Genomic DNA, 20,992 nt, shown 5'->3' with positions numbered 1-20,992 from the left:
TTCCTTTAAATTTCATTTATTTATGTATACCCTTAACTGTCTATATGCAGTCAGCAGATTATTAATTTATTGCTTATATTAAAAAGCTGCCTCTATGAATTTCCAGAGGCAGCTTCTACTAATTTTTATTGAATCCATTCATCAACAAGATCACGGTTATCGTCAAGCCAGCGCTGTGCACCTGCTTCTTCGTCATCGTCTTCATTAATATACGTCATCAGCTCTCCAAGAGTCTCATCATCCATTTCCCAGTTATCCCACCACTGGACAATCTCCTCATAATCGTCACCGAAACCTGTACGGGTCATGTAATGTATATCCTCAGAATCGCCAAATACATTATCCGGGTCTTCCAGATATTTCAGATCATAGGCAGAAAAAGCCCAGTGGGGGTTCCAGAGTGTTACAACTACCGGCTCTTCATTTTCGTAGGCCGTATCCAACTCTGATATCATAGCAGGCTCTGAACTGATAAGAAAATCATAATCGAGTTCATATTCTTCAACCGCTTCTTCTGTCAATTGTGTCAAACTGGCTCCAGCGTCAATACCCACAATTTCTTCATTGAACATTTCTGTGTTATCGTTCAGCTCTTCAATGCTGTTAATATCCACATATTCCGGTACTACGAGCCCGAGCCCTGTTGCTTCAAACCAGGTCTCCCCGATTTCAACATTATCTTCGTGCTCATCATAATAAGGAGCATCTGTATTAGGCAGCCATACCTCAAGTGAGGCATCGATATCTCCATTGGCGACGCCAACCCAGATCGGTGACTTCTCTGACATAGTCAGTTCTACATCATAACCTTCTTCTTCAAGAATTATTTTCCACAAATTAGATACAGCAATATTTTCAGACCAGTTATTCAAGCCGATCTCAATTGCTCCTTCTGCTTCTCCGTTTCCTTCATTGTCAGCAGCTTCATTATTTCCTGCAGCTCCGTCATTTTCCGCAGCTCCGTCATTTTCTGCCTCTTCGTTACCACCGCAAGCTGTTAAAAACACGGAGGAAACTATCAAACTGCTCATTAAATAAAGTGTCCGCTTCATGGTGTTTGTCCCCTTCCATAAAATTCAATTAAATACTCGCCTTTACCTAGATGCTAATGTAAAAATAAGTAAATAAACTGCATACTAAGAATAAAAAGGCTCTAAGGCTAGTGTATCATATTTTAAAGATTTGTTTCACTGCGGTATAGACTAATCAAAGGGAAGCGCTGACTTCATACACAACTGTTAAGCATCGGTCAGGACAAAAAGTTGAATTTTCATTTACGGCTTTCTAAATAATTCTTCAGTTTTGACAATTAAACCTGCTAAGTATAAATACTCTGCTATCTGTTAAAAATTGAAAATAAAGATTATAATAGAAGAAATCATCATAAAAGGAGGGTTGGGATATGAATATAGAGCAAAAGCTGGACCAGTGGCGTAATGAAGGCCTGCTTGATCAAGCTGCCGTGGATCGAATCAATGATTATGAAAACCGCCGGCCGGAAGAACGAAAAAAAAATAAGGTTCCCCTTCTGCTTCTTATCGGTTTAATATTTTTATCTCTTGCTGTTTTTAGTTTTATTGCTGCTAATTGGCAGGCAGTCCCTGATCTGCTTAAAACAGGTTTCATCGTCACACTTATGTGGATTTTCTATATTCTTGCCTACTTTGCTGAGAGAAAACAATTTGGCTGGCCTGTTTTCTTCAGAGTAATCGGTCTTGCCATGTTCATGGCTTCTATAATCGTTACAGCTCAGGCTTTTCACTTCCCAGCCTCTAATTCTATACTGCCATGGGCTATGTTCATCGCAGCAGCATTCCATGTATTCTATTGGAAAAATACGATATTCTCTATAATTTCTTTTTTCTTTGGGATTATAATTCTCACTTCATCTATACCGGTTATGAGCTGGATGGAATGGATACTGTTTGTCGCCGCTGTTTTACTTTTGTTTTTTACAAGCAGGCAAAAAGAAATGACGGTTTTCAGCTGGCTGCTCTTATTTGCTGCAGGTCCGGCACTTTGGGCCGTCGCTGCTTACAACAGTCCCTTTTGGCCGATCTGGACCTTATTTGCACTAGTACTGCTGCTTTTATTTATACCTTCCGGAAAAATCCGCCTGCTGAGCCCTTTTTATATGGCTGCAGGCGGAGGATTGTTAGTCATTTACCTTGCTGTACGGGGAGAAACTGATTTATCACTCGTCAATCTCAATTGGGCGGAAGCTCTTGCTCTGGCTGCAGCCGGAGCCGCTGTAGCCGCTTTAGCTTTTTACAAATTCCGGCAGCTTATGTGGATTGGCCTGCTCGGCGGGATTGGATTGATGCTGTTTGATGACACGGCCCTGCTTCTCGCTGTGACAGCTGAACTGTCTGCTCTCGCTTATTTATTCACTGCGCAGCGGCAGAATAAGACTTTGGGGTTAGGATTTGTTTACTTTATACTAGTTCAATTTGTTATCTATGTTATATATGCTTGGGACAGACTGGATATGTCTCTGTTTTTTCTTATCGGCGCTCTGCTCCTGTTTGCTCTTTCCGGTGCTGCATGGTGGTTCAATCGTAAGAAAGAAGGTGCTGCAGCATGATTAAATGGTTATTTCCAATTTTTCAGACTGTATTTATTATCCTGCTTGTCACTGGATATCATGCCATCTCCTGGAGCGGCGACCAATATCTGCTTAGAGCAGAACCATATGATCCATTTGATCCCTTTTACGGTGAATACGTAATGCTTCAGTATCCTGATCTGGAGCCGCCTTCTGATATCAAGGAGGGTCCTGTTTACTTTACGCTTACAGAAGGGTCCGATGGATTTGCAGTACTCAATGAGGTAAAAGAGGAGCCGTTCTTCGGCTCTATTTCCGGCTCTTTATTTGGTGAATACGTTACTGCCCCGCAGCTTGAACAGTATTATGTGGAACAGGGAAGCGGGCCGGAACTTGAGGAAGCGGTCGATTTGCAGGTAACCGTGGACGTAGCTCCCTGGGGGGCGATCCGTCCTGTAAATCTGGAAGTAAGAGAAGAGTGAATTATGAAGCACGGGGAGAGACGATTGGAAGCACCCGGCAGTCCCTTCAGAAATTAATTCTCCCAGAAAAGGTTCTTTTACACATGGCTACCTTGAAAATAAAGTAGAAAATCGGTGAACGTGCGCTTCCGTTTCCATGGGGACGCTTTCCGGGCGGGCCGGCTTCAGCTAATCCCGTCCTCCCCGCGGTCGTGCGGAATGGATCTTCGGCTCGTCCTTGATCGCCCCGGAGTCGCCCCATGTCCACTCCAGCTCCAGGTAAAAATACGGAGCAGGATCGGCCTTTTAATAAAGAAGGCCCCTTCTGACTATCCTTCATTCAACGTGTATAGAGGGGGAATTCCATTCCTATAGAAGGCCATTTTCATGCCCCATGGTGCAAGGCTTTTTGCATGAGTGTCTCTGTTAAAGCTCCGTGTTGTTAGTGGAGTGCCTGCGGCTCCTTCTTGATTCGACCAGCGGGCTTTCTGTATGGGAGAATTAAGTGGAAGAAGGAGATTGGAAGATCCCGCAGGGCGTAAGCCTGAGGAAGCTGGAAAGCTCCTCCACGGCAGGCCTGCCGGGTTGAAGCGAAGTTTTCTTATATATATCAAAAAAGCTTTAACAGAGCTTTACACATTGAAAGGCGCAGAGTCTCAGCTCTGCGCCTTAATTTCTTTTACACGTCCTACTGTTCCATCTTTTAAACGAACTTTAATCCCGTGCGGATGATTGGATGAATTAGTAAGCAGTTTTTCAACTATTCCTTCGGTCAGTTTACCGCTGCGCTGATCTTGTTTTTGGACAACTTTAACGGTCATTCCCGGCTGTATGTTTCCTCTTTTTGTACCTGGCATTGTCCCGCTCCTTTCCTGATACTTCTATCAGTATACGAAAAAGCAGGAGATCAGTAAAGAAAGATTAATTTTTCATTTTAGGATCGAGAGCGTCTCTGAGACCATCACCGATCATATTAAATCCCAGGACGACGAGCATAATTGAAATACCCGGAAACAAGACTGTCCAAGGAGCGCTTTGAATGTACTGCCTTGAATCTGACAGCATTCTGCCCCATTCCGGAGTAGGCGGCTGAGCACCCAGACCGAGAAATCCGAGAGCCGCTGCTTCTAAAATGGCTGTACCGAATCCGAGCGTCGCCTGCACAATGATCGGAGCAGTACTGTTTGGAAGCACGTGATGAAAAAGGATGCGTCCGTTCTTCATTCCCTGGGCTCTTGCAGCAAGAATATATTCCTCTTCCCGGATAGAAATTACTTTAGAACGTACAAGCCTCCCGAAAATAGGAATATTAATAATTGCTATGGCAATAAGCGCATTCTGAAGAGAAGGACCAAGAATTGCTACAATAGCAATAGCTAAAAGAATGCTTGGAAAAGCAAGCATGATATCAAAAATTCTGGATATAACCATATCAATCCAGCGCCCGAAATAACCCGCTATAATTCCAAGGAGAGAACCGAAAACTAAAGCTCCTATTACAGCGAAAAAACCCACCATCAGCGATATACGTGCTCCATAAACAATTCTTGTAAAAATATCGCGTCCCAGATCGTCCGTACCGAACCAGTTTGACGCAGAGGGACCTTCCAGCCTTCCGGCACCACTAATTGTAGAAAAATGATAGCCGGATATAAGAGGGGCGATGACTGCGATCAGAATGAAAAACCCAATAATAAACATCCCTACAACGGCAAGCTTATTTTTGATCAGCTGACGAAAAGCTTCCTTCCACGGAGAAGCTGGTTCCGGTATGGAGACCTGAGGTTCCTGATATTCCGGCCCCCTCATTGGGTCCTTCTGATTTGATTTAGTAGAATCCATCTTAGTCCCCCCTTAATACTTGATTCGTGGATCTATATAGCTGTAAAGCAGGTCCACAATTAAATTTATGAAAACAAACATCGTTGCAATAATTAAAATACCAGATTGAATCACCGGATAGTCGCGGTTGCCTATTCCGTCAAAAACATAACGCCCCACCCCAGGCCAACTGAATATTGTTTCTGTTAATATCGCTCCTCCGAGTAAAGTTCCCGTCTGGAGACCTACAATTGTTAACACAGGAATTACCGCATTTTTGAATCCGTGCCGGTAAACGACAGAAAGTTTTGGAATTCCTTTCGCTTCAACAGTACGTATATAATCGGAACGAAGGACTTCGAGCATACTTGATCGGGTCATCCGCGCAATAATAGCCATCGGTATCGTTCCTAGTGCCACTCCCGGAAGGATAAGATGGCGAAAAGAGGTCCAGAATTGATCCATCCGACCCGAAAGCAGTGTATCCAGCAGATAAAAATGTGTCGTGGTTTCTACAGGATCACGAGGGTTTCCGCGACCAAAAGCAGGCAGCCATCCAAGCTCCTGTGCAAATATCCACTGCTGCATAAGTCCCAGCCAGAAAATCGGCATGGACACCCCTATCAGTGCAACCAGCATTGCACCGTAGTCAAATAATGAATTCTGCTTCCAGGCGCTGATAATTCCGGCATTAACCCCAACAATTACCGCAAAAACCATGGCAAAAATAGTGAGTTCAATTGTTGCTGCAAGGAAAGGCCAGATTTCATTAGAAATATCAGCATTGGTACGAAGTGACTGACCCAGATCTCCTTGGAGGAGTCCGCCAATGTAGTCAAAATATTGAACAAGATAAGGTTCATTAATGCCAAGCTGTTCTTCCAGCTGGGCAATGGCCTGTGGAGTTGCCTGTTCACCAAGAATTGTCTGTGCCGGATTCCCGGGAATCAGATGAATAATAGAAAACGTAATTAGTGACATACCTATTAAAACCGGTATTAACATTAATATCCTTCTTATTGTATATGCGAGCATCAGACTCACCCCCCGCTGAAACAGCGTATGTAATAATTGATAAAATAACTGCAGACTAAAATTTAATAGAGGGCAGCCGAGCATCTTGTCTCTAACTGCCCTCTTTTAATATTATTCGCTCAGTTCGACTTCTGTTAAAGGTTCACTCGTCTGTGGATGTGGAACATAGTTCTGCACCCGCTCACTTCCTGCAAGAACAGGAATCGAGTGTACTAATGGAATCATAGGCGCGTCTTCATGGATAAGCTCCTGTGCTTCCATGTAAAGCTCTGCACGCTCATCTTCATCGATACTGGTTTTTGCCTGATCAAGCAGGCTGTCTACTTCTTCGTTGCGATAAAAAGTTCTGTTTCCTCCTGGAATAGCGTCAGAATGAAGCAGGTTTCCAAAGAAATAATCCGGATCTCCATTTACACCTGACCAGCCGAGCATGAATATATCATGTTCGCCTGCTTCTGTCTGTTCCAGATACGTTGCCCATTCCATACTGACAATATTGGCAGTGACACCGATATCGGAGAGGTTAGCCTGCATAACTTCAGCTGCCCGTTCCGGATCCGGCATATAAGGCCTTGCTACAGGCATAGTCCACAGATCCATCTCCAGACCTTCCTGTCCGGCATCTGCAAGCATCTGCTCAGCAAGTTCCGGATCATACTCGTATGGCTCAATTTCGTCATTATAACCAAGGTAGTCCGGCGGAATCAGGTTCTTTGCAGGCTCAGCCATACCGGCATACAGAACAGATATTAATGTTTCTTTATCGATAGCATGGTTCAGTGCACGGCGCACTTCCGGGTCGTCAAATGGTTCCTTATCCGCGTTAAAACCAAGGTAACCAATATTGTTTGTAGCCCGCTCAAATGTAGTGATTCCTTCTTCTCCTTCAAGGGCTTCCAGATCATCAGGATTCAATCCATCCATAATATCAATTTCACCGGACCGAAGAGCGGTAAGACGGGCAGAGTTATCAGGAATTACCTGGAAGATAACAGAGTCAAGCTTAGGAAGATCCTCCTGCCAGTAATCCTCATATTTTTCAAGAACGATACTGTCATCTCTGGACCAGCTTACAAACTGAAATGGTCCTGTCCCTACCGGATTTTCATTAATTTCACTTCCGTATTCTTCAAAAGCAGCCGGCGAAGTCATTGAAAAGTAGCTCATTCCCATATTTTGAAGGAAAGAACCGAGCGTCTCATTCAGTACAAACTCGACTTCATAGTCGCTCAGCACGTTAATCTCATCTATGACATGGCCTTCATCACCTTGAAAACCGCCGAACTGTGTACCATAAACGCTGTATGCATATCCCTCATCAGCAAAATGATACTCGTGATCAGGATCCGCCCATCTCTCAAAATTCAGTTTAACTGCTTCTGCGTTAAAATCAGTCCCATCATGGAATGTTACACCTTCACGCAGCGTAAACACGTAGCTGAGACCGTCGTCAGCGACTTCCCAGTCTTCAGCAAGTCCCGGGCCGATTTCAAACGAGTCCTCTTCAAAAGTAAGAAGGCTTTCATAAATCTGCTGGGTAACGCGGGATGATTCTCCATCAGTGACACTCGCATAGTCCAGACTGACAGAATCTCCCCCTCTGGCAAAGATCAATGTCTGATCTTCGGCTGGCTGCGATGCTTCATCCCCTCCATCTTCTCCCTCTTCACTGTCATTGGTTTCCGTGGCATTTTCATTTGTGTCCACGTCCCCTTCTCCATCATTTCCGCCGTCATTTCCGCCGCAGGCTGTAAACGTAAGAACTGTCGCTGCCGCAAATGATAGTACAAGTGATTTTTTCATTTCTTTTCCCCCTTTTAAATTATATATAGATTAATCTGCTTTCTCTGCCGTTGTATTTTCTTCGTTATACAAGTGGCAGGAAGCAAAGTGGTTAGCTTTAATTTCCCGAAATTCGGGTGTCACGGTCCGGCATACGTCCATTACTGACGGACAGCGCGTATGAAACGGACAGCCGGCAGGCGGATTGGAAGGGCTCGGAACATCTCCTTCCAGAATTATCCTGTCTTTACTTACGTCGGGATCCGGTTCCGGCACTGCAGACATTAGAGATTGTGTATAAGGGTGAAGCGGCTCTTTATACAAATCTTCATTGGAGGCAAGTTCCACTATTTTTCCAAGGTACATGACTGCTATCCGATGGCTGATATGTTTTACTACACTTAAATCATGCGCAATAAATATATAGGTCAAGTTAAATTCTTCCTGGAGATCCTCCATCAGATTTAATATCTGGGACTGAATGGATACGTCCAAAGCAGAGACAGGTTCATCACAGACAATCAGCCTCGGTCTGACAATCAATGCTCTTGCTATTCCTATACGCTGTCTCTGACCTCCGCTGAACTGGTGAGGGTAACGGGAAGCGTGTTCTCCGGGAAGGCCGACGATTTCAAGAATTTCCTTTACTTTTTCTTTCCTCGTTTCTTTATCTCCAATTCCATGCACTAAAAGCGGCTCGCCGAGAATTTTTTCTACATTGTGTCTTGGATTAAGGGAAGCATATGGATCCTGAAAAATAATCTGCATATCGCGCCGCATTTTGCGCATTTCTTCTTTAGTCATATCTGTTACATTGTTTCCGTCGAAGATAATTTCGCCATCCGTAGGTTCGATTAATCTGAGAAGGGATTTTCCAGCAGTTGATTTTCCGCATCCGGATTCTCCCACAATGCCCAATACCTCCCCTTCATACACTTCGAAGGTAATATCGTTAACTGCTTTGACTTCGCCTACCTGCTTCCCGAAAACTCCTCCTTTTAACGGAAAGAATTTCTTTAAATTATTAACTTTCAGCAGTGGCTTTACTGTCATCCGCTACGCCTCCATTCTCATCGTAAAGGAAGCATCTGCATAAATGCCCTTCTTTAAGATTTAATAGCTCTGGATCTTCTTTGACACACCTATCAAATACGTGCGGACACCTGGCTGCAAAACGGCAGCCTGTCCTTATGGATCCGGGTTTAGGAACATTCCCCGGAATTGAATAGAGCCGTTTATCGCGGTTCGAGAGCTTCGGCAGCGATCGTATAAGCCCTTGAGTATAGGGGTGTTTCGGGTCTTTTAAAATGGTTCTTACGTCTCCCTGTTCCACTACTTTCCCAGCATACATAACGACAACCCTGTGACATATTTCGGCAACGACACCGAGATCATGAGTAACGAGCAGAATAGCTGTGCCCTGCTCGTCATTAAGCCGTTTCATTAATTCAAGAATCTGCGCTTGAATCGTTACATCCAACGCCGTTGTGGGCTCGTCAGCAATGAGTACTTCCGGATCTCCTGACATCGCAATTGCGATCATCACGCGCTGACGCATACCTCCTGAAAGCTGGTGGGGATATTCGTCTGCAACAGCATCCGGTCTTGGAATTCCCACTAGTTCGAGAAGTTCCACTGCTTTTCTGGCTGCTTCTTTCTTCGACATCTTTCTGTGTCTGCGAAGACCCTCGGTAATTTGAAATCCTATTTTAAACAGTGGATCAAGAGAAGTCATTGGTTCCTGAAAGATCATCGATATTTGATTTCCACGTATTTTTCGCATCTGTTTTTGGGAAAGCTTGACCAGATTCTGTGGTTCTTTGTCCCCGTGCTGCCGGAAAAGTACTTCTCCCCCTACGATTTCCCCAGGCGGTTTAGGTACAAGGCCCATTATTGATAAAGAAGTTACACTTTTCCCGCACCCCGATTCTCCAACAACTCCCAGAACTTCTCCTTCCTCAATAAAAAAACTAATATCATCTACCGCAGGAATTTCACCACTGTCAGTAAAAAAGTGTGTCTGTAAATTGTTGACTTCCAATACTTTTTTATTCATGTCTGCCCCCTGATTGTCGACATGTGATTATGTTTCTATTAAATATGTAAAGAAATTTATAATTTTCTAAAAATAATGACCTAAAATCAAAGTACTACACTATTCAGGAATAATCAATTACAATTTTCAATATTTTATAAAATCATGGAATAATTTGAATCATTATGTATGTATCAAGTATGCTTAAAAGTCAGCAATTTTCCTTGCCACTTCGTGCCTAAGCAGGAATACTCAGTTTCTACAGCAATTCTTTTATCTGAATTATCTTAAAATAATTTAACAAAGAAAAAATCCTTTCTGATTTTTAGCAGAAAGGATTTAACCAAATTAAGATTTTTTATTTCTTTCTTCTGTTTCTGTCAATCTTTCTTCCAGCTGTTGTATTTGTTCCTGCAGCTGATTATTTTCCCGCTGAAGCTCAATTCCTTTGGAGGAATAGTAAGGATCTGTTTCCCACCAGTCCATTCCAATTTCTTTCGCTTTGTCAACAGAAGCAATTAGAAGTCTAATACGAATTGTAATCAATTCCACATCAGCAAGGCTGATGGAAATATCTCCTGCTATAACTACACCTTTATCCAATATCGTTTCTAATACATCAACCAGACTGTTTGATGATACCGGATGTTTAACCGCATCGTGATCGGACATCAAAAGACCTCCCTTATTTTATAACAAATTACCAAGTGGACCTAAATCAATATTCAAATCTTCATCAGTCAAATTAAAATACTCTTTCATTTCGTCCATCTTTTCCTGGAGATTAAATAATGCTTCTCCAAGCCTTTCTGTTTCTTCATCTGTCAGGGAGCCGTTTTCAACCCTGCGCATCGCTTGTCTTTCCACCAGTTCTCTTAAGAGTTCAATAACGGTCAGAACAAGCTGAGCCAGTCCTTCCTGTGCCTTTTCGGGATCAAGTGAAACTTTTCCTGGGCTGCTGTTCAGCAGCTGAGGTGCTTTATCCATTAATCTTCTCCTCCTTTTTCAGCCTGCAGTTCTGCATTTTCCTTATCAAGTGCTTCCCTCTCCAGCATTCCTTCTTCCGTACTGCGGATAAGTGTCTCTACAGAAGTGAGTAAAATTCGCAGATCCAGGTAAACAAGATCAATGCCTGCGATGGAAATCATAATGTCCCCTTTTAAAACAACACCTTTTTCCAGCACTGCATCCAGGACGTCGAGGAGGGCCACATCATCATTCTTATTTAGTTCACGCGCCATGCATGTTCCTCCTTACTGCTTCTGTTCAGGCTCCTGCAGTTTTGCAAAATGATAGGATGGCCATGGACCGGTAGCTTCCACGAGCAGACCGTTATAATTTTTTTCTGCATTCTCCTGAAATTCTTTCACTTTTTGAATTCCCTGGTTCACTGCTTCGCTGTCTTTAAAAAGGTAAACCGCGTTGGAGACCATTTCTTCTTCCCGGCCGCTGATTTTTTGATCCCATACCTTCTTTTTCAGAAAATCCGAAGTAAGCTTCACAAGGTCTTCATGCAATTCTCTGCATAATCGGTCAATTTCTTCGTCAGCTCTCTCTTTCAGCCAGGCATCAAGCTTTTTCAAAGCGAAAAACTGCTTTCCTTTTGACATCTGTGCTATTTCTTCTTTCCGCTGCTTGATTTCCTCTTCATTTTTCGAAAAATCATCATCAAATAAAGAACGTTTTACGTAAACTTTTACGCTCCATTCTTCTTTTCCTTTTAATTCATTAAATAGATGTTTCATCTCTTCCGAATACGCTGCTAGTGCTGCTTCCAAATTTTCTATCGACTCATAAACAGTGCCGAATGAAAGCGGTATTATGACAGCGTGAGACTGGAGTTCGTTCATTACTTGATGATGATGGAAAGCATGATCTTTTAACCATTCCATATCCTCTACGTTTTTCTGGAGCTGCTCTTCTGAAAAAACGTCAGATGAAACCGGACTGTAAGCAGCACTTATATCTTCATATTGATGAAACATGACCGGTGAACTGCCGTCCATTCCTTTTAGTTTTGGCCGTTCTTTTTCTGAAAGTGCCGGCATAAAACCATAAACATAATAATACTCTCCCATGAATACTACCCCCTCTTACTCCTGCTGCTCCTGTTCATCCTGCTCCATTTGTTTCGCTATGCGGTATCTTTCCAGGAGCACTTCTTCTTCTCTTTCATAAAGTTCTTCGGAAATCTCTTCCAGTTCCAGCATCATCTGCAGTCTCGCCAGTTTTTTCTGGATCGTTTCGAGATCATAGAGTTCTTTATCTACTTCTTCTTTTACTTTCTCCCCAACAAAGCGTATTGTGTCGAACGGCCATGTGAAGAGTTTTAGTATCATGTTGCACCTGCTTTCACCTTTAAATCGATAAAATTATATGCAGGCCATGGACCGGTGTAGGAAAAATCTATTTTATCGTTCCATTTAGCATACAACTCATTGACTTTTTTATCAAAAATTTCCTCTTTATCCTTATCTATAAGGAACGCTGCGTTCAGAAGCATCCGCTCGTTAATAACTTCATTGGACTTAGCAGAGTCGGCTATTTTGGTAAGCGGGTGGAAAATTTCTTTCTCAAATTCTTCATGAATGGAGCCGATAAATTTTTTGCTCGCTTCACCGAGGGCCATACGATCATAATAGCCGGCTGCTTTAGATTTTGTTTCGATGTTTGTTTTCATCTGCTTTAATTTCGGATTGTTATGAGCCTGCTTCTGCATCCATTCTTTTTTACCGACAAGTTTGAGTCCTACTTCAATCTTATTCTCAATTTTAGGAAATATTTTCTCGAAGTTAGGGTAAAGATGTTCCATAAATACTTCCACATCTTTCTTTCCTTCAACGACATTTCCGAAACTCACTGGAATAATGGTATGATCTTTCATAACATCACTCACTGCATTCTGGTGAGCCCGCGCATTCTTTCTGTTAGGCTCATAAATCTGTACCGGAGTTTTGGCCACCACTGCAGCCATGTCCCGGTAAGGAAGCGAAATAACTTCCCGCTTCGCTCCGCCCAAACTTGCCGGAGAGAATTTTTTCTCCACCGGTTCCGGAATAACTGCAAATAAATAATAACCCATCTTCGGGTCCCCCTCTATCATAATTAACTACTTCGCATTTTCTACTGCCCGTTTCACAAGACTTGAAGCTTTTTGAAAAGTATCTGTCCCTTCGAACCGGACGACTTCACCACTTAATACATCCTGGCAGATCTGCGTAAATTCTTCGTTCCCTTTTTCCATGGCGACATCAGCCTGTTTAGCAATTGTTGCAATCATCAATCCGGACCGGATACTTAAAAGTCCTTGAGCTTCTTTCACTTCTTCCTGAAGATTTTTTAAAACTCCCCAGACGAATTTAGCATCTTTCTGCTTCACTTCCGCTTTATGCTGAATAATCATTTCCGTAGTCTTTTGTGTGAAAGCCACTTCCAGCGTAATTAAACGGTCCATGAGTGCATCCTGTTTTTCAAATACGCCTGCATATTCAATTGGGTTGGAAGTGAAAATAATATTAAATTCCGGATGAACCGGGACGTACGACTTTTTTTGTTTAGTTCCATAAAGTGGTATGACTCTTTCTTCCAGAATAGATAAAAACAGGTTGTTAGTCTCGGGACGGGATCTTGAAAATTCGTCATAAATCAGCGTATGTCCTTTTTCCGCTGCTTCTACGAGTCTTCCCGGCGTCCAGTTTTCTTTAATATTAACTTCTTTTTTATATACCTGCCTGATATAGTTATCAACGAGTTTCGTACTGGTTACACCAGTAATTCCACCAAGAAGATCTTCATTTGTCATTTCGTGGTTACCTGTTAATACCGTAAGCGGGCGGCCTTTTTGTGCTGCGATTTCCAATGCAAGAGCGGTTTTACCAGCTCCTGATCTGCCTGTTAAGTGAATAGGATAACCGCTCGTCAGGCAGCGGACTGCTCTTTTAATAAGATTGTTCGTTTCTTCTGTTTCTACATAGTTCTTTTGAGCCTGTTGTGCAGCTTCTTTTTTAGGTGCTGGCTTCGCGCTCTGCTGACTTTTATTAGCGGGAGCTGACTTTTGCTGACGCTTTTTATTAATAGACTCATTTCGGCTGGAGGCGGCTGTTCTTCTTGACTGTACCTGCTTCTGAGCACTCATGATTATTCCGCCTCTTCTTCGCCATGAATAGAAGTAGAAGTTCTTTTACGCAGAGAGGTCCGCTCAAAGGAAGTAACTTCCAAATCTTCATCAAGTCTCACTAAATACGTACCTATGAGCTGGTCACGGCCGTAGCGTTTCATATATTCTTTTTCTTCTATTACCTCAACGCCTACTTCCCAGTTCTTTCCCCGGCTTGTTATGGCGGTAATACGATGGACAGGAGCTAAGTACTCCCGGAAATAATCTTTAGTCGTAGAAATAATCTCTTCTGTTTTCACCAAAATCCCACCTTTAATTAAAAGTTTAAACGACAATCATTACTGCTTATAAAAAGGCACAGCCGGCCCTCTCCTGCCGCCAAATTGACTGTAGGAGAGCTGCCGGCTAGGCTGCCTTTCTTCATCTTAAAGCAGTTTTATTATACTTTATGCGAAATTTAACTGCTCTCTGCTGCCTTCCGACAGATCTTCATCGATCTCACCCTGTACTTCATCACGGAGCAGTCCAACTGCTTCCGCATATCGAAGCCATGTATCAACACTTGCAATAACTATTCGTGCTTCAATGGTAATTAATTCGATACCTACCAGTGAAATACGGGCGTAAATGTCGATTACAATCCCTTTATCAAGAATACGGTCAATAACTTCTGCAAGACTTGAAGAATCTGTACTTTTCTGAATACCCATCTTTACATCTCTCCTTCTGAATTTTTAGGGTTTTTTAATATAAGACGCGCCCTTGATACTGCTGGCCCCCTTTACGCCAGAGTATCCTTTAATATCAGCCGCGGATTTAATACCGTCGTCATCGTCTTTATCGCGTGTGAACGCGTTGTCCTTAATCTCTTCTTTGGCATTATCCATCTGATTTTCAAGTTCATCTTTTGCATCTTCAGCACGGTCTTTAAACTTTTCTTTTGTTTCACCAAGTTTATCGCCGACCTCTTCGAAACTTTCCTTTATATCATCCTTAGCCTCCCTGGCCTGTTCAAACGTGTCATAGAACTTTTTACCAATGCCTGTGGCTGCTGCTGCGCTTTTAGCCTTGGGATGATCATCAGCAAATTCTTTCGCCTGATCCACAGCTTCATCTTTTACTGCCTCTTTTGTTTCATTATACTTCTTTTTCACTTTTTTTCCCGTGGAGGCCTCATCTGCCATGGCTACACCTCCTTTAAAATTAGGATTCCTTCAGTTTCCCGACAAAAAATCCATCCACTTCTTTCAGTTTCCCCCGCCACATTACCGAGCCTTTAGATGGCACGGCAGAACCGGAAGCATCAAACATTTTCGCGTCTTTGAGATGAATGTAGTTTATTTCAGGTTCTTCACCCGAAGTAAGCTGTTCAGTAGCTTTTTCCAACTTTTCATATATATGGTTGTCAGCTTCTGTATCGTCGTCAAACATTTCAAGCGCTTCTTTGAAATAGGCTTCTGCTGAAAGTAAAGTGCCGCTTACGATCGCACCATTAACGTTCAGCGTAATTGGAACGTCGTAGTCGTCATATTCATTAACTGTTTCAATCAAAAGCTGCAGAATAACGTCTTTCTCTTTTTTTATTCCTGTCATATTGTCGACTCCTTTACTTTAGCTGAGGCTATTTCTTTTTAGAAGAACTCTTTTTGCTGCCTTTCCCTTCAACTTCCGTTTCCTGACCTGAGTACTCTTCTTCCTCCTCGTCCTCATCTTCCGGGGACTGGCTGTCTTCTTCCTCCTCGTCCTCGCCTCCTTCCTCATCTTCCTCTTCATTCTGGTCTTCCTCATCCTCTTCCTCTTCGTCCTCTTCTTCTTCTTCTTCTTCTTCTTCTTCTTCGTTATTCTGACTCATGAATTTTTCCATTTTTTCTTCCAGCTCATCAATTCTGTTTTTAAGCTGCTTATTTTCCTCTTCAAGTTCGCTGGATTCTTCTTCTTCGTCCTGTTCTTCTTCCTCTTCCTGCTCTTCTTCCTCATCTTCCTCGTCTTCCTCGTCCTCTTCTTTTCCGGATTCTTTAGTTAATAGATTTTTCATGGAACTTTTAGCAGAATCTTTTAAGGAAGAACCTGTTTCTGCTGCTTTTTCTTTTAGTTTCCCAGCCAGTGAGGCGCTCTTTTCTTTCCACATCTCTGACATGCTTTCTTTGTTAATACCTTCAATCTTTTCCATTAACTTATCTCTGTTTTTAGGGCTGAAATAGTATCCGGCGGCTCCGCCTATTACAGCACCGGTTATTGTAGATTTAATTGTGCCGGGCTGTTTAGAATTGCTTTCCTTGCTTTCACTCTGCTCCTGTTGTTCCTGCTGCTCCTGCTGCTCCTGTTCCTGGGATGTATCTTCTGTTTTCTTTTTGTTTTTAGCCATAAATATTACTCCTCCTCTTAATTAGATGATGAATCAGATAGTTTGTTGAGCATATTTTCCATTTTTTCGAGTCTTTCCTTTAACTCTTCATTTTCTTTTTTAACTTTCTCCAGTTCATCACTGCCAGCTGAAGAAGTTTCTTTCGATTCTTTGCTTCCCGAAGAAAACTTTTCTTTACCTGCATCGATTAGTTTTTTAGAGACTACGGAACCAATCTGTTTGGGTTCAAGATAGGATGTGACCTGTTCCTGAAGATTGGAACGAACCTGATCCAGCACAATATCCTGTACAGTTCTCCCAATTTGAAAGCTGAGTGATCTGGCAGCTTCTGACTGAAGAACTTTTTTCAGTACTCCTCCGGAAGCAGTTCGGTTTCGACTGCTGGAGAGGTAACCGATTCCTGCGCCGATTGCTGAACCCGCAAGCACGTAGTTTTTATCGAAAGTAAACTCGCTCTTGGATTCCGGCTGTTCTGTTGGTTCCTGTTCTTCATTTGGCTTATTATCTGCTTTTGCCATGATCATCCTCCTAGTTCTATCGTTAATTACTGCTATTCTATCTAATACCACATCCTGCTGCTCTCTAATCATTATTTCTTAAATCAATTATTCAGCAGCATCCATAATTCGTAATAAAGCGCTCATTCTAAGATATATTTGTCAATTAATGCATTTATAATTTCTTTTCACTATTTACAGGACCTTTAAACCTTTAAAGTTCAATGTAACAGTTTCTTAATAAGCCGTTTCATTTAAATATAAAAAATTATCAAGCAATATGTAGATATATTTTTCCTTCGGTTTAAGTTTCATCTATTGTGATCCACAATTGCTGCAGTCTTTTTAAGGTTTTATATACTTTTCACATTTGCTAAAAAACAAATACGACAAGCACAGCAATTAATAAGGCTTGAACTAATGAAATAAGAACAAGCTGCCCTGTCGTCTGCTTAACGCTGTTGATTAATTTTCTTCCAGTGAAGTTAACTATAAGCATCAACAGCAGCCCGATAAGAAAAATAAAGAACACTTGGTTCATGTGTATAACCCCCTTTTATTCTTTAGCCGCTATTACACTTTCGTAAACTGAGTCTGTCTTCCTGCTTTAGAAACGTATAAACTTATGGATTGATAACAATACTTAAGTTTAATTTTGTATAAAAACGTGATGAATTATTAACAAAAGAGGAATTTATCTATTTTTCAGAATTAAATTTATTCTGTTATTTAATTCAAGGCTCTCCTGCTGGAACAAAATAATGAGCTGCTTAAAAGAAAATTTAAGCAGCTCTGACAGAACAGGATTAGACGATACTAAACAATATTTTTTAAGCTGTTTTAAAGCTGTTGTTAATAAATAAAGGAAACTTCGCTTCAGCTCGGCTGTGGAGGAGATTTCCGGCTGGGCTGCGCCCTGGGGGATCTTCTAATCTCCTTCTTCCACGGGCACGTTTCCGCTTCGTTTTAATTTTCCAATGCAGAAAGCCTGCTGGTTGAATCAAGAAGGTACAAAGATAGAAACCAGTGCCAGGGCAGAGACGCCCTGCGGAAAAAGAAAGCGGGAAGATCCTCTAGAACGTCAGGGAAGCCGCGTGCGCGGCAGGCGGAGGAACCGCAGGCACTCCAAAAACAATGCGGAGCTTTAACAGAGAGAGACCCTGATGCAGGATCTCTGCACCATGATGGATGTAAATAGCCTTCTATAGGAATGGAACTTCTCCTCTATACAGATGGGAAGATGGTCAGAAGGGGGGCTTGTTTATTTAGAAGGCAGCTCCTGCTCTGTCTTTTTAACGTAAGCGGAAGAGGACATGGGGCGACTCCGGGGCGATGAAGGACGAGCCGAAGATCCATCCCTCCTGACCACTGGGAGGAAGGGATTAGCTGAAGCCGGACCGCCCGGAAAGCGTCCCCACGGAAACGAAAGCGCACGTTCATCGCTTCAATAATTTATTTTCAAGGCAGCCATTTTTTAAACGATTATATTTAATGCCCAATTCGGTATACTGGTGCATCTCCACCTATTCCTCCTATAAAAACTGTGGATATGAAGTCTTGAATTCCACTTTAACGCTTCTTTAGAGCAGCGATTGTTTCCACCTGGGAAGTCTGCGGGAACATATCTACAGGCTGCAGACTCTCCAATCTGTAACCTCCTTCCGAAAGTTCTGTTACGTTTTTTGCCAGTGTGGAAGGATTGCAGGAGACGTAGACAATTCTTTCCGGACCTGATTGGATCAGTGTATGAAGAAGCTTTTTGTCCAATCCTGTTCTCGGAGGATCGACAATAACAACATCTGCTTTCCAACCTTCTTCTTCCCATCGTGGAATGACACTTTCTGCTGTTCCTGTCTCGAAACTCACGTGGCTCAGACCATTTCTTTCTGCATTTTGTTTTGCATCAGCAACCGCCTCTTCGACGACATCCATGCCGCGGACTTCTGAGGCAAGGTCTGATGTCCATAAACCTATTGTGCCTGTCCCGCAGTAAGCGTCAATAACTTTTTCTTTCCCGGTAAGATGTGCTGCTTTCTTTGCCGCATTATAGAGCACTTTCGTCTGTTCAGGGTTCAATTGAAAAAAAGCCCGGGCTGATAATTCAAAAGTCATTCCGTTCAATGATTCTCTGATACGTTCTTTTCCGCTTAATACAATCGTTTCGTTTCCAAACACGAGGGGTGTTTTTTGAGTATTTATGTTTTGAACGATGGAAGTTATATCCGGCAGTTTTCGTTTCACTTCATCTATAAACAAATCTTTTTTAGGGAAATCCTTTTCAGCAGTAACGATTACAAGCTGATATTCGCCTGTCTCAAAGCCTGTGCGGGTAACGATAGTTCTTAGAAAACCTTTATGTTTTTTCGTATCATAAACAGTTAGACGAAGGTCTGAAGCAATCTCCTTTACGATGTTTGTTACTTTATCCGTTTGAGGATGCTGCACGATACATTCATCAATATCAAGAAGTCTGTTACTGTGTCTCTCATACAGGCCGGCAATAACTTTATTTTTAACCCGGCCGGCCTGCATCTGGCTTTTATTCCGATATCGCCAGGGGTTTTCCATACCAAGAGTATCGTGAAACTCTATGCTTTCGAGTGGAATTTTAGTATAACGCTCAAATGCCTGACGAACGATATCTTTTTTTTCACGGAGCTGGCCATTATAATTTAAATGCTGGAGCTGGCAGCCTCCACACTTATCATAAAAAGGACAGGGAGCTGTCATGCGATCAGGGGAACGTTTCCGTATTTTCACAATTCTACCTGCCGCAAATTTATGCGAAACTTTAACCACTTCACAAACGATCTCTTCACCTGGAAGGGCACCGGGTACAAACACTACCTGTCTTTTAAAAAACCCTACACCTTCTCCGTCAATTCCCAGCCTTTTAATCGTTAGAGGAAACTTTTGTCCCTTTGTTATTGTCACTTTTTGTGTATCACTCATTGTTCACCCATCCTATTCTACGTTATATTCCAGACTTCCCCATAAATAAAGAGCGGCATACGTACGGTACGGTTTCCACTGCCCGGACATTTCCTCCAGCGATTCCAACGCCGGCTTGCCGGCCATCTTCTTTAATTTGCGTACAGCATTCTGGATACCTGCATCCTGAACGGGAAATAAATCTATCCCGCCCAGACCAAACATGAGGAAGTTTTCAGCTGTCCACCGTCCTATGCCTCTAACAGCTGTCAGTTCTTTCATTATATCTGCTTCCGATTTCTCTCTCATTGACTGCAGGTTTATTTTATTATCGATAATCAATTTAGAAGTATCTATAACATATTCAGCTTTTCTGCCACTGAATTGAAGGTCTTTGAGGTCCGCAACTGAAAGTTCAGCCGTGTCTTCAGGGCGGGGATAAAACCATGCTCCTTTATGATAAAAGCCATATTTTTTCACAAAACGGCTCGTTAATGTATAAGCAAATTTCATGTTTAGCTGCTGATGAATTATCGTTTTTATGAGTGCTCCATATTCCTGGAAATCGCAGACAAAAGGAGTCCCGTGAAAGGCCTGAAAAACAGATGAAAACTCTGTATGGCCAAAATGCTCAGAAACTTTTTCAAGTGGCATGTCCCAATGAAACTTCCTGATTAAGCTGGAAATGACTTCTTCTTCCGGCGGAGAGTCAGAGGATTGTATTAAAAATCTTGGTCTGTCCACCGTACCGGTTTGAGTCAGTCCGATGGTGAACCGCCTGTCATTAAGCCACATCGGTATAAGAATATTTTCTTTTCCAAGTTTATATTTTGAAGCGGATCCATTGAAAGACGCTTTAAAGCATGCAGAAAATTATAAGGGCCTTCAACAATTATTTCCTGTTTCATAATAGCCTCCTTTCTCCGACTATTTTATCATATGTGCCATACTTCTCTTTCTTTCATCCAAAAAGAATCCTGTCTTTGTTAAAATAAATACTGTTCATAATTGTTCAGTATAAGGGAGAGATATTATTGTCCACAGCTACAGATATTGTGTCTTATAAAATCATGGAAAAAGTTTATAATAACGTTCCAACTAAAGAACTCCTTCAACAGACAACAGAACTGCTTTATGAAAAAATTTCCTGGGTGGAATGGTGCGGAATATACTGTCTGCATTCAAAAGATTTTCTAGCCGTATCCAATCAGAAAAACCCTTCTTCCCCCTCAGATAAAGATGTTACTGCCTTTGAAATACCTTCGCCATCCAGAAAGGCTCCAGCAGCTGTTCTATGTGTACGTCACCTTGAGCCGTTAAGTCACGGAACCCAACAAGAACTCACTACGCTGGCCCAGGCTCTTGGAGAGGGTGATCTCTGCTGAAATACCTTATTACAAAAA

27 protein-coding genes are annotated in these 20,992 nt (G+C 42.3%); 3 read left to right on the top strand and 24 right to left on the bottom strand.

Translation table 11 applies throughout. The features are described 5' to 3' along the window. Positions 1-125: 125 nt before the first annotated feature. Positions 126-1,052 carry a glycine betaine ABC transporter substrate-binding protein gene (locus tag FTX54_RS05655; protein WP_147804094.1) on the bottom strand — a complete coding sequence of 309 codons (927 nt, stop codon included), beginning with the start codon at positions 1,050-1,052 and terminating at the stop codon, positions 126-128. A gap of 350 nt (positions 1,053-1,402) precedes the next feature. On the opposite strand from FTX54_RS05655, the gene FTX54_RS05650 reads away from it, so the two are divergent. Together FTX54_RS05650 and FTX54_RS05645 are read left to right on the top strand one after the other, a co-directional pair. Beyond that, a complete protein-coding gene (locus FTX54_RS05650) occupies positions 1,403-2,584 on the top strand; it encodes a DUF2157 domain-containing protein (RefSeq protein ID WP_147804093.1) in 1,182 nt (393 codons plus the stop codon). After that, a complete protein-coding gene (locus FTX54_RS05645) occupies positions 2,581-3,027 on the top strand; it encodes a GDYXXLXY domain-containing protein (RefSeq protein ID WP_147804092.1) in 447 nt (148 codons plus the stop codon). The genes FTX54_RS05650 and FTX54_RS05645 overlap by 4 nt, the downstream gene beginning before the upstream one ends. A 635-nt stretch (positions 3,028-3,662) precedes the next feature. Here FTX54_RS05645 and FTX54_RS05640 read toward each other — a convergent pair. The 23 genes from FTX54_RS05640 to FTX54_RS05530 all read right to left on the bottom strand — a co-directional run bounded on the left by FTX54_RS05640 (position 3,663) and on the right by FTX54_RS05530 (position 20,497). Next, the gene (locus tag FTX54_RS05640) at positions 3,663-3,863 is read right to left on the bottom strand and encodes a YwbE family protein (RefSeq protein ID WP_147804090.1); all 201 of its coding nucleotides are present in this window, start codon (positions 3,861-3,863) and stop codon (positions 3,663-3,665) included. A gap of 64 nt (positions 3,864-3,927) precedes the next feature. Then, positions 3,928-4,815, bottom strand: a complete 888-nt coding sequence (locus tag FTX54_RS05635) for an ABC transporter permease (RefSeq protein WP_147804157.1) — start codon at positions 4,813-4,815, stop codon at positions 3,928-3,930. Between the two features lie 45 nt (positions 4,816-4,860). Beyond that, positions 4,861-5,862: an ABC transporter permease gene (locus tag FTX54_RS05630; protein ID WP_147804089.1), complete on the bottom strand. Its 1,002-nt coding sequence runs from the start codon at positions 5,860-5,862 to the stop codon at positions 4,861-4,863. A gap of 111 nt (positions 5,863-5,973) precedes the next feature. Then, positions 5,974-7,665, bottom strand: a complete 1,692-nt coding sequence (locus FTX54_RS05625; protein ID WP_147804088.1) for an ABC transporter substrate-binding protein — start codon at positions 7,663-7,665, stop codon at positions 5,974-5,976. 30 nt (positions 7,666-7,695) lie between these two features. Then, the gene (locus tag FTX54_RS05620; protein WP_147804087.1) at positions 7,696-8,697 is read right to left on the bottom strand and encodes an ABC transporter ATP-binding protein; all 1,002 of its coding nucleotides are present in this window, start codon (positions 8,695-8,697) and stop codon (positions 7,696-7,698) included. Continuing rightward, on the bottom strand, positions 8,669-9,700 hold the full coding sequence (locus tag FTX54_RS05615) for an ABC transporter ATP-binding protein (RefSeq protein ID WP_147804086.1): 1,032 nt from the start codon (positions 9,698-9,700) through the stop codon (positions 8,669-8,671). The genes FTX54_RS05620 and FTX54_RS05615 overlap by 29 nt, the downstream gene beginning before the upstream one ends. Positions 9,701-10,027: 327 nt before the next feature. Continuing rightward, positions 10,028-10,351, bottom strand: a complete 324-nt coding sequence (locus FTX54_RS05610) for a gas vesicle protein (protein ID WP_147804085.1) — start codon at positions 10,349-10,351, stop codon at positions 10,028-10,030. An 18-nt stretch (positions 10,352-10,369) separates the two neighbouring features. Continuing rightward, on the bottom strand, positions 10,370-10,666 hold the full coding sequence (locus FTX54_RS05605) for a gas vesicle protein K (RefSeq protein ID WP_147804084.1): 297 nt from the start codon (positions 10,664-10,666) through the stop codon (positions 10,370-10,372). Then, complete coding sequence (locus tag FTX54_RS05600) at positions 10,666-10,920, bottom strand: gas vesicle protein (protein WP_147804083.1); 255 nt, start codon at positions 10,918-10,920, stop codon at positions 10,666-10,668. The genes FTX54_RS05605 and FTX54_RS05600 overlap by 1 nt, the downstream gene beginning before the upstream one ends. 12 nt (positions 10,921-10,932) lie before the next feature. After that, positions 10,933-11,757, bottom strand: coding sequence for a GvpL/GvpF family gas vesicle protein (locus FTX54_RS05595; protein WP_147804082.1), 825 nt, complete (start codon positions 11,755-11,757; stop codon positions 10,933-10,935). 15 nt (positions 11,758-11,772) lie between these two features. Beyond that, positions 11,773-12,018 (bottom strand): gas vesicle protein GvpG, encoded by a 246-nt coding sequence (locus FTX54_RS05590; protein WP_147804081.1) that lies wholly within the window; start codon positions 12,016-12,018, stop codon positions 11,773-11,775. Then, on the bottom strand, positions 12,015-12,761 hold the full coding sequence (locus FTX54_RS05585) for a GvpL/GvpF family gas vesicle protein (protein ID WP_147804080.1): 747 nt from the start codon (positions 12,759-12,761) through the stop codon (positions 12,015-12,017). Before FTX54_RS05585 ends, FTX54_RS05590 begins: the two co-directional genes overlap by 4 nt. 27 nt (positions 12,762-12,788) lie before the next feature. Beyond that, entirely contained in the window at positions 12,789-13,814 is a 1,026-nt protein-coding gene (gene gvpN, locus FTX54_RS05580; RefSeq protein ID WP_147804079.1) for a gas vesicle protein GvpN, read from the bottom strand. A gap of 2 nt (positions 13,815-13,816) precedes the next feature. Next, a complete protein-coding gene (gene gvpO, locus FTX54_RS05575) occupies positions 13,817-14,095 on the bottom strand; it encodes a gas vesicle protein GvpO (RefSeq protein WP_147804078.1) in 279 nt (92 codons plus the stop codon). Between the two features lie 147 nt (positions 14,096-14,242). Next, positions 14,243-14,506, bottom strand: a complete 264-nt coding sequence (gvpA, locus tag FTX54_RS05570) for a gas vesicle structural protein GvpA (RefSeq protein WP_147804077.1) — start codon at positions 14,504-14,506, stop codon at positions 14,243-14,245. 24 nt (positions 14,507-14,530) lie between these two features. After that, complete coding sequence (locus FTX54_RS05565; protein ID WP_338485598.1) at positions 14,531-14,980, bottom strand: hypothetical protein; 450 nt, start codon at positions 14,978-14,980, stop codon at positions 14,531-14,533. A 19-nt stretch (positions 14,981-14,999) separates the two neighbouring features. Then, positions 15,000-15,389, bottom strand: coding sequence for a gas vesicle accessory protein GvpU (gene gvpU / locus FTX54_RS05560; protein ID WP_147804075.1), 390 nt, complete (start codon positions 15,387-15,389; stop codon positions 15,000-15,002). 28 nt (positions 15,390-15,417) lie between these two features. Continuing rightward, positions 15,418-16,161, bottom strand: a complete 744-nt coding sequence (gene gvpT / locus FTX54_RS05555) for a YtxH domain-containing protein (RefSeq protein ID WP_187254582.1) — start codon at positions 16,159-16,161, stop codon at positions 15,418-15,420. Between the two features lie 17 nt (positions 16,162-16,178). Continuing rightward, on the bottom strand, positions 16,179-16,679 hold the full coding sequence (locus tag FTX54_RS05550) for a hypothetical protein (protein WP_147804073.1): 501 nt from the start codon (positions 16,677-16,679) through the stop codon (positions 16,179-16,181). A gap of 352 nt (positions 16,680-17,031) precedes the next feature. Beyond that, positions 17,032-17,199, bottom strand: coding sequence for a hypothetical protein (locus FTX54_RS05545; RefSeq protein ID WP_187254581.1), 168 nt, complete (start codon positions 17,197-17,199; stop codon positions 17,032-17,034). 1,028 nt (positions 17,200-18,227) lie between these two features. Further along, complete coding sequence (gene rlmD / locus FTX54_RS05540; protein ID WP_147804072.1) at positions 18,228-19,610, bottom strand: 23S rRNA (uracil(1939)-C(5))-methyltransferase RlmD; 1,383 nt, start codon at positions 19,608-19,610, stop codon at positions 18,228-18,230. A 12-nt stretch (positions 19,611-19,622) separates the two neighbouring features. After that, positions 19,623-20,243 (bottom strand): DNA-3-methyladenine glycosylase family protein, encoded by a 621-nt coding sequence (locus FTX54_RS05535; protein ID WP_187254580.1) that lies wholly within the window; start codon positions 20,241-20,243, stop codon positions 19,623-19,625. A gap of 104 nt (positions 20,244-20,347) precedes the next feature. Continuing rightward, positions 20,348-20,497: a hypothetical protein gene (locus FTX54_RS05530; protein ID WP_187254579.1), complete on the bottom strand. Its 150-nt coding sequence runs from the start codon at positions 20,495-20,497 to the stop codon at positions 20,348-20,350. A gap of 126 nt (positions 20,498-20,623) precedes the next feature. Between FTX54_RS05530 and FTX54_RS05525 the strand changes: the two genes are divergently transcribed. Beyond that, positions 20,624-20,974 (top strand): hypothetical protein, encoded by a 351-nt coding sequence (locus FTX54_RS05525; protein WP_246125640.1) that lies wholly within the window; start codon positions 20,624-20,626, stop codon positions 20,972-20,974. Positions 20,975-20,992 lie beyond the last annotated feature (18 nt).

It is taken from the genome of Alkalicoccus halolimnae (assembly GCF_008014775.2).
Lineage (GTDB): Bacteria > Bacillota > Bacilli > Bacillales > Salisediminibacteriaceae > Alkalicoccus > Alkalicoccus halolimnae.
Note: the sequence above shows the minus strand (reverse complement) of the source record. Positions and strands in the feature narration are given on the sequence as shown.

Coding starts and splice junctions, on each gene's coding strand:
- FTX54_RS05615 (WP_147804086.1), bottom strand. CDS start 9,700: ATGAATAAAAAAGTATTGGAAGTCAACAATTTACAGACACACTTTTTT.
- rlmD (WP_147804072.1), bottom strand. CDS start 19,610: ATGAGTGATACACAAAAAGTGACAATAACAAAGGGACAAAAGTTTCCT.
- FTX54_RS05610 (WP_147804085.1), bottom strand. CDS start 10,351: ATGTCCGATCACGATGCGGTTAAACATCCGGTATCATCAAACAGTCTG.
- FTX54_RS05620 (WP_147804087.1), bottom strand. CDS start 8,697: ATGACAGTAAAGCCACTGCTGAAAGTTAATAATTTAAAGAAATTCTTT.
- FTX54_RS05530 (WP_187254579.1), bottom strand. CDS start 20,497: ATGAAACAGGAAATAATTGTTGAAGGCCCTTATAATTTTCTGCATGCT.
- FTX54_RS05590 (WP_147804081.1), bottom strand. CDS start 12,018: ATGATACTAAAACTCTTCACATGGCCGTTCGACACAATACGCTTTGTT.
- FTX54_RS05600 (WP_147804083.1), bottom strand. CDS start 10,920: ATGGCGCGTGAACTAAATAAGAATGATGATGTGGCCCTCCTCGACGTC.
- gvpA (WP_147804077.1), bottom strand. CDS start 14,506: ATGGGTATTCAGAAAAGTACAGATTCTTCAAGTCTTGCAGAAGTTATT.
- FTX54_RS05565 (WP_338485598.1), bottom strand. CDS start 14,980: ATGGCAGATGAGGCCTCCACGGGAAAAAAAGTGAAAAAGAAGTATAAT.
- FTX54_RS05635 (WP_147804157.1), bottom strand. CDS start 4,815: ATGAGGGGGCCGGAATATCAGGAACCTCAGGTCTCCATACCGGAACCA.
- FTX54_RS05640 (WP_147804090.1), bottom strand. CDS start 3,863: ATGCCAGGTACAAAAAGAGGAAACATACAGCCGGGAATGACCGTTAAA.
- FTX54_RS05595 (WP_147804082.1), bottom strand. CDS start 11,757: ATGGGAGAGTATTATTATGTTTATGGTTTTATGCCGGCACTTTCAGAA.
- FTX54_RS05655 (WP_147804094.1), bottom strand. CDS start 1,052: ATGAAGCGGACACTTTATTTAATGAGCAGTTTGATAGTTTCCTCCGTG.
- gvpN (WP_147804079.1), bottom strand. CDS start 13,814: ATGAGTGCTCAGAAGCAGGTACAGTCAAGAAGAACAGCCGCCTCCAGC.
- FTX54_RS05545 (WP_187254581.1), bottom strand. CDS start 17,199: ATGAACCAAGTGTTCTTTATTTTTCTTATCGGGCTGCTGTTGATGCTT.
- FTX54_RS05630 (WP_147804089.1), bottom strand. CDS start 5,862: ATGCTCGCATATACAATAAGAAGGATATTAATGTTAATACCGGTTTTA.
- FTX54_RS05645 (WP_147804092.1), top strand. CDS start 2,581: ATGATTAAATGGTTATTTCCAATTTTTCAGACTGTATTTATTATCCTG.
- FTX54_RS05650 (WP_147804093.1), top strand. CDS start 1,403: ATGAATATAGAGCAAAAGCTGGACCAGTGGCGTAATGAAGGCCTGCTT.
- FTX54_RS05535 (WP_187254580.1), bottom strand. CDS start 20,243: ATGCCACTTGAAAAAGTTTCTGAGCATTTTGGCCATACAGAGTTTTCA.
- FTX54_RS05625 (WP_147804088.1), bottom strand. CDS start 7,665: ATGAAAAAATCACTTGTACTATCATTTGCGGCAGCGACAGTTCTTACG.
- FTX54_RS05550 (WP_147804073.1), bottom strand. CDS start 16,679: ATGGCAAAAGCAGATAATAAGCCAAATGAAGAACAGGAACCAACAGAA.
- gvpU (WP_147804075.1), bottom strand. CDS start 15,389: ATGACAGGAATAAAAAAAGAGAAAGACGTTATTCTGCAGCTTTTGATT.
- gvpT (WP_187254582.1), bottom strand. CDS start 16,161: ATGGCTAAAAACAAAAAGAAAACAGAAGATACATCCCAGGAACAGGAG.
- FTX54_RS05605 (WP_147804084.1), bottom strand. CDS start 10,666: ATGGATAAAGCACCTCAGCTGCTGAACAGCAGCCCAGGAAAAGTTTCA.
- FTX54_RS05585 (WP_147804080.1), bottom strand. CDS start 12,761: ATGGGTTATTATTTATTTGCAGTTATTCCGGAACCGGTGGAGAAAAAA.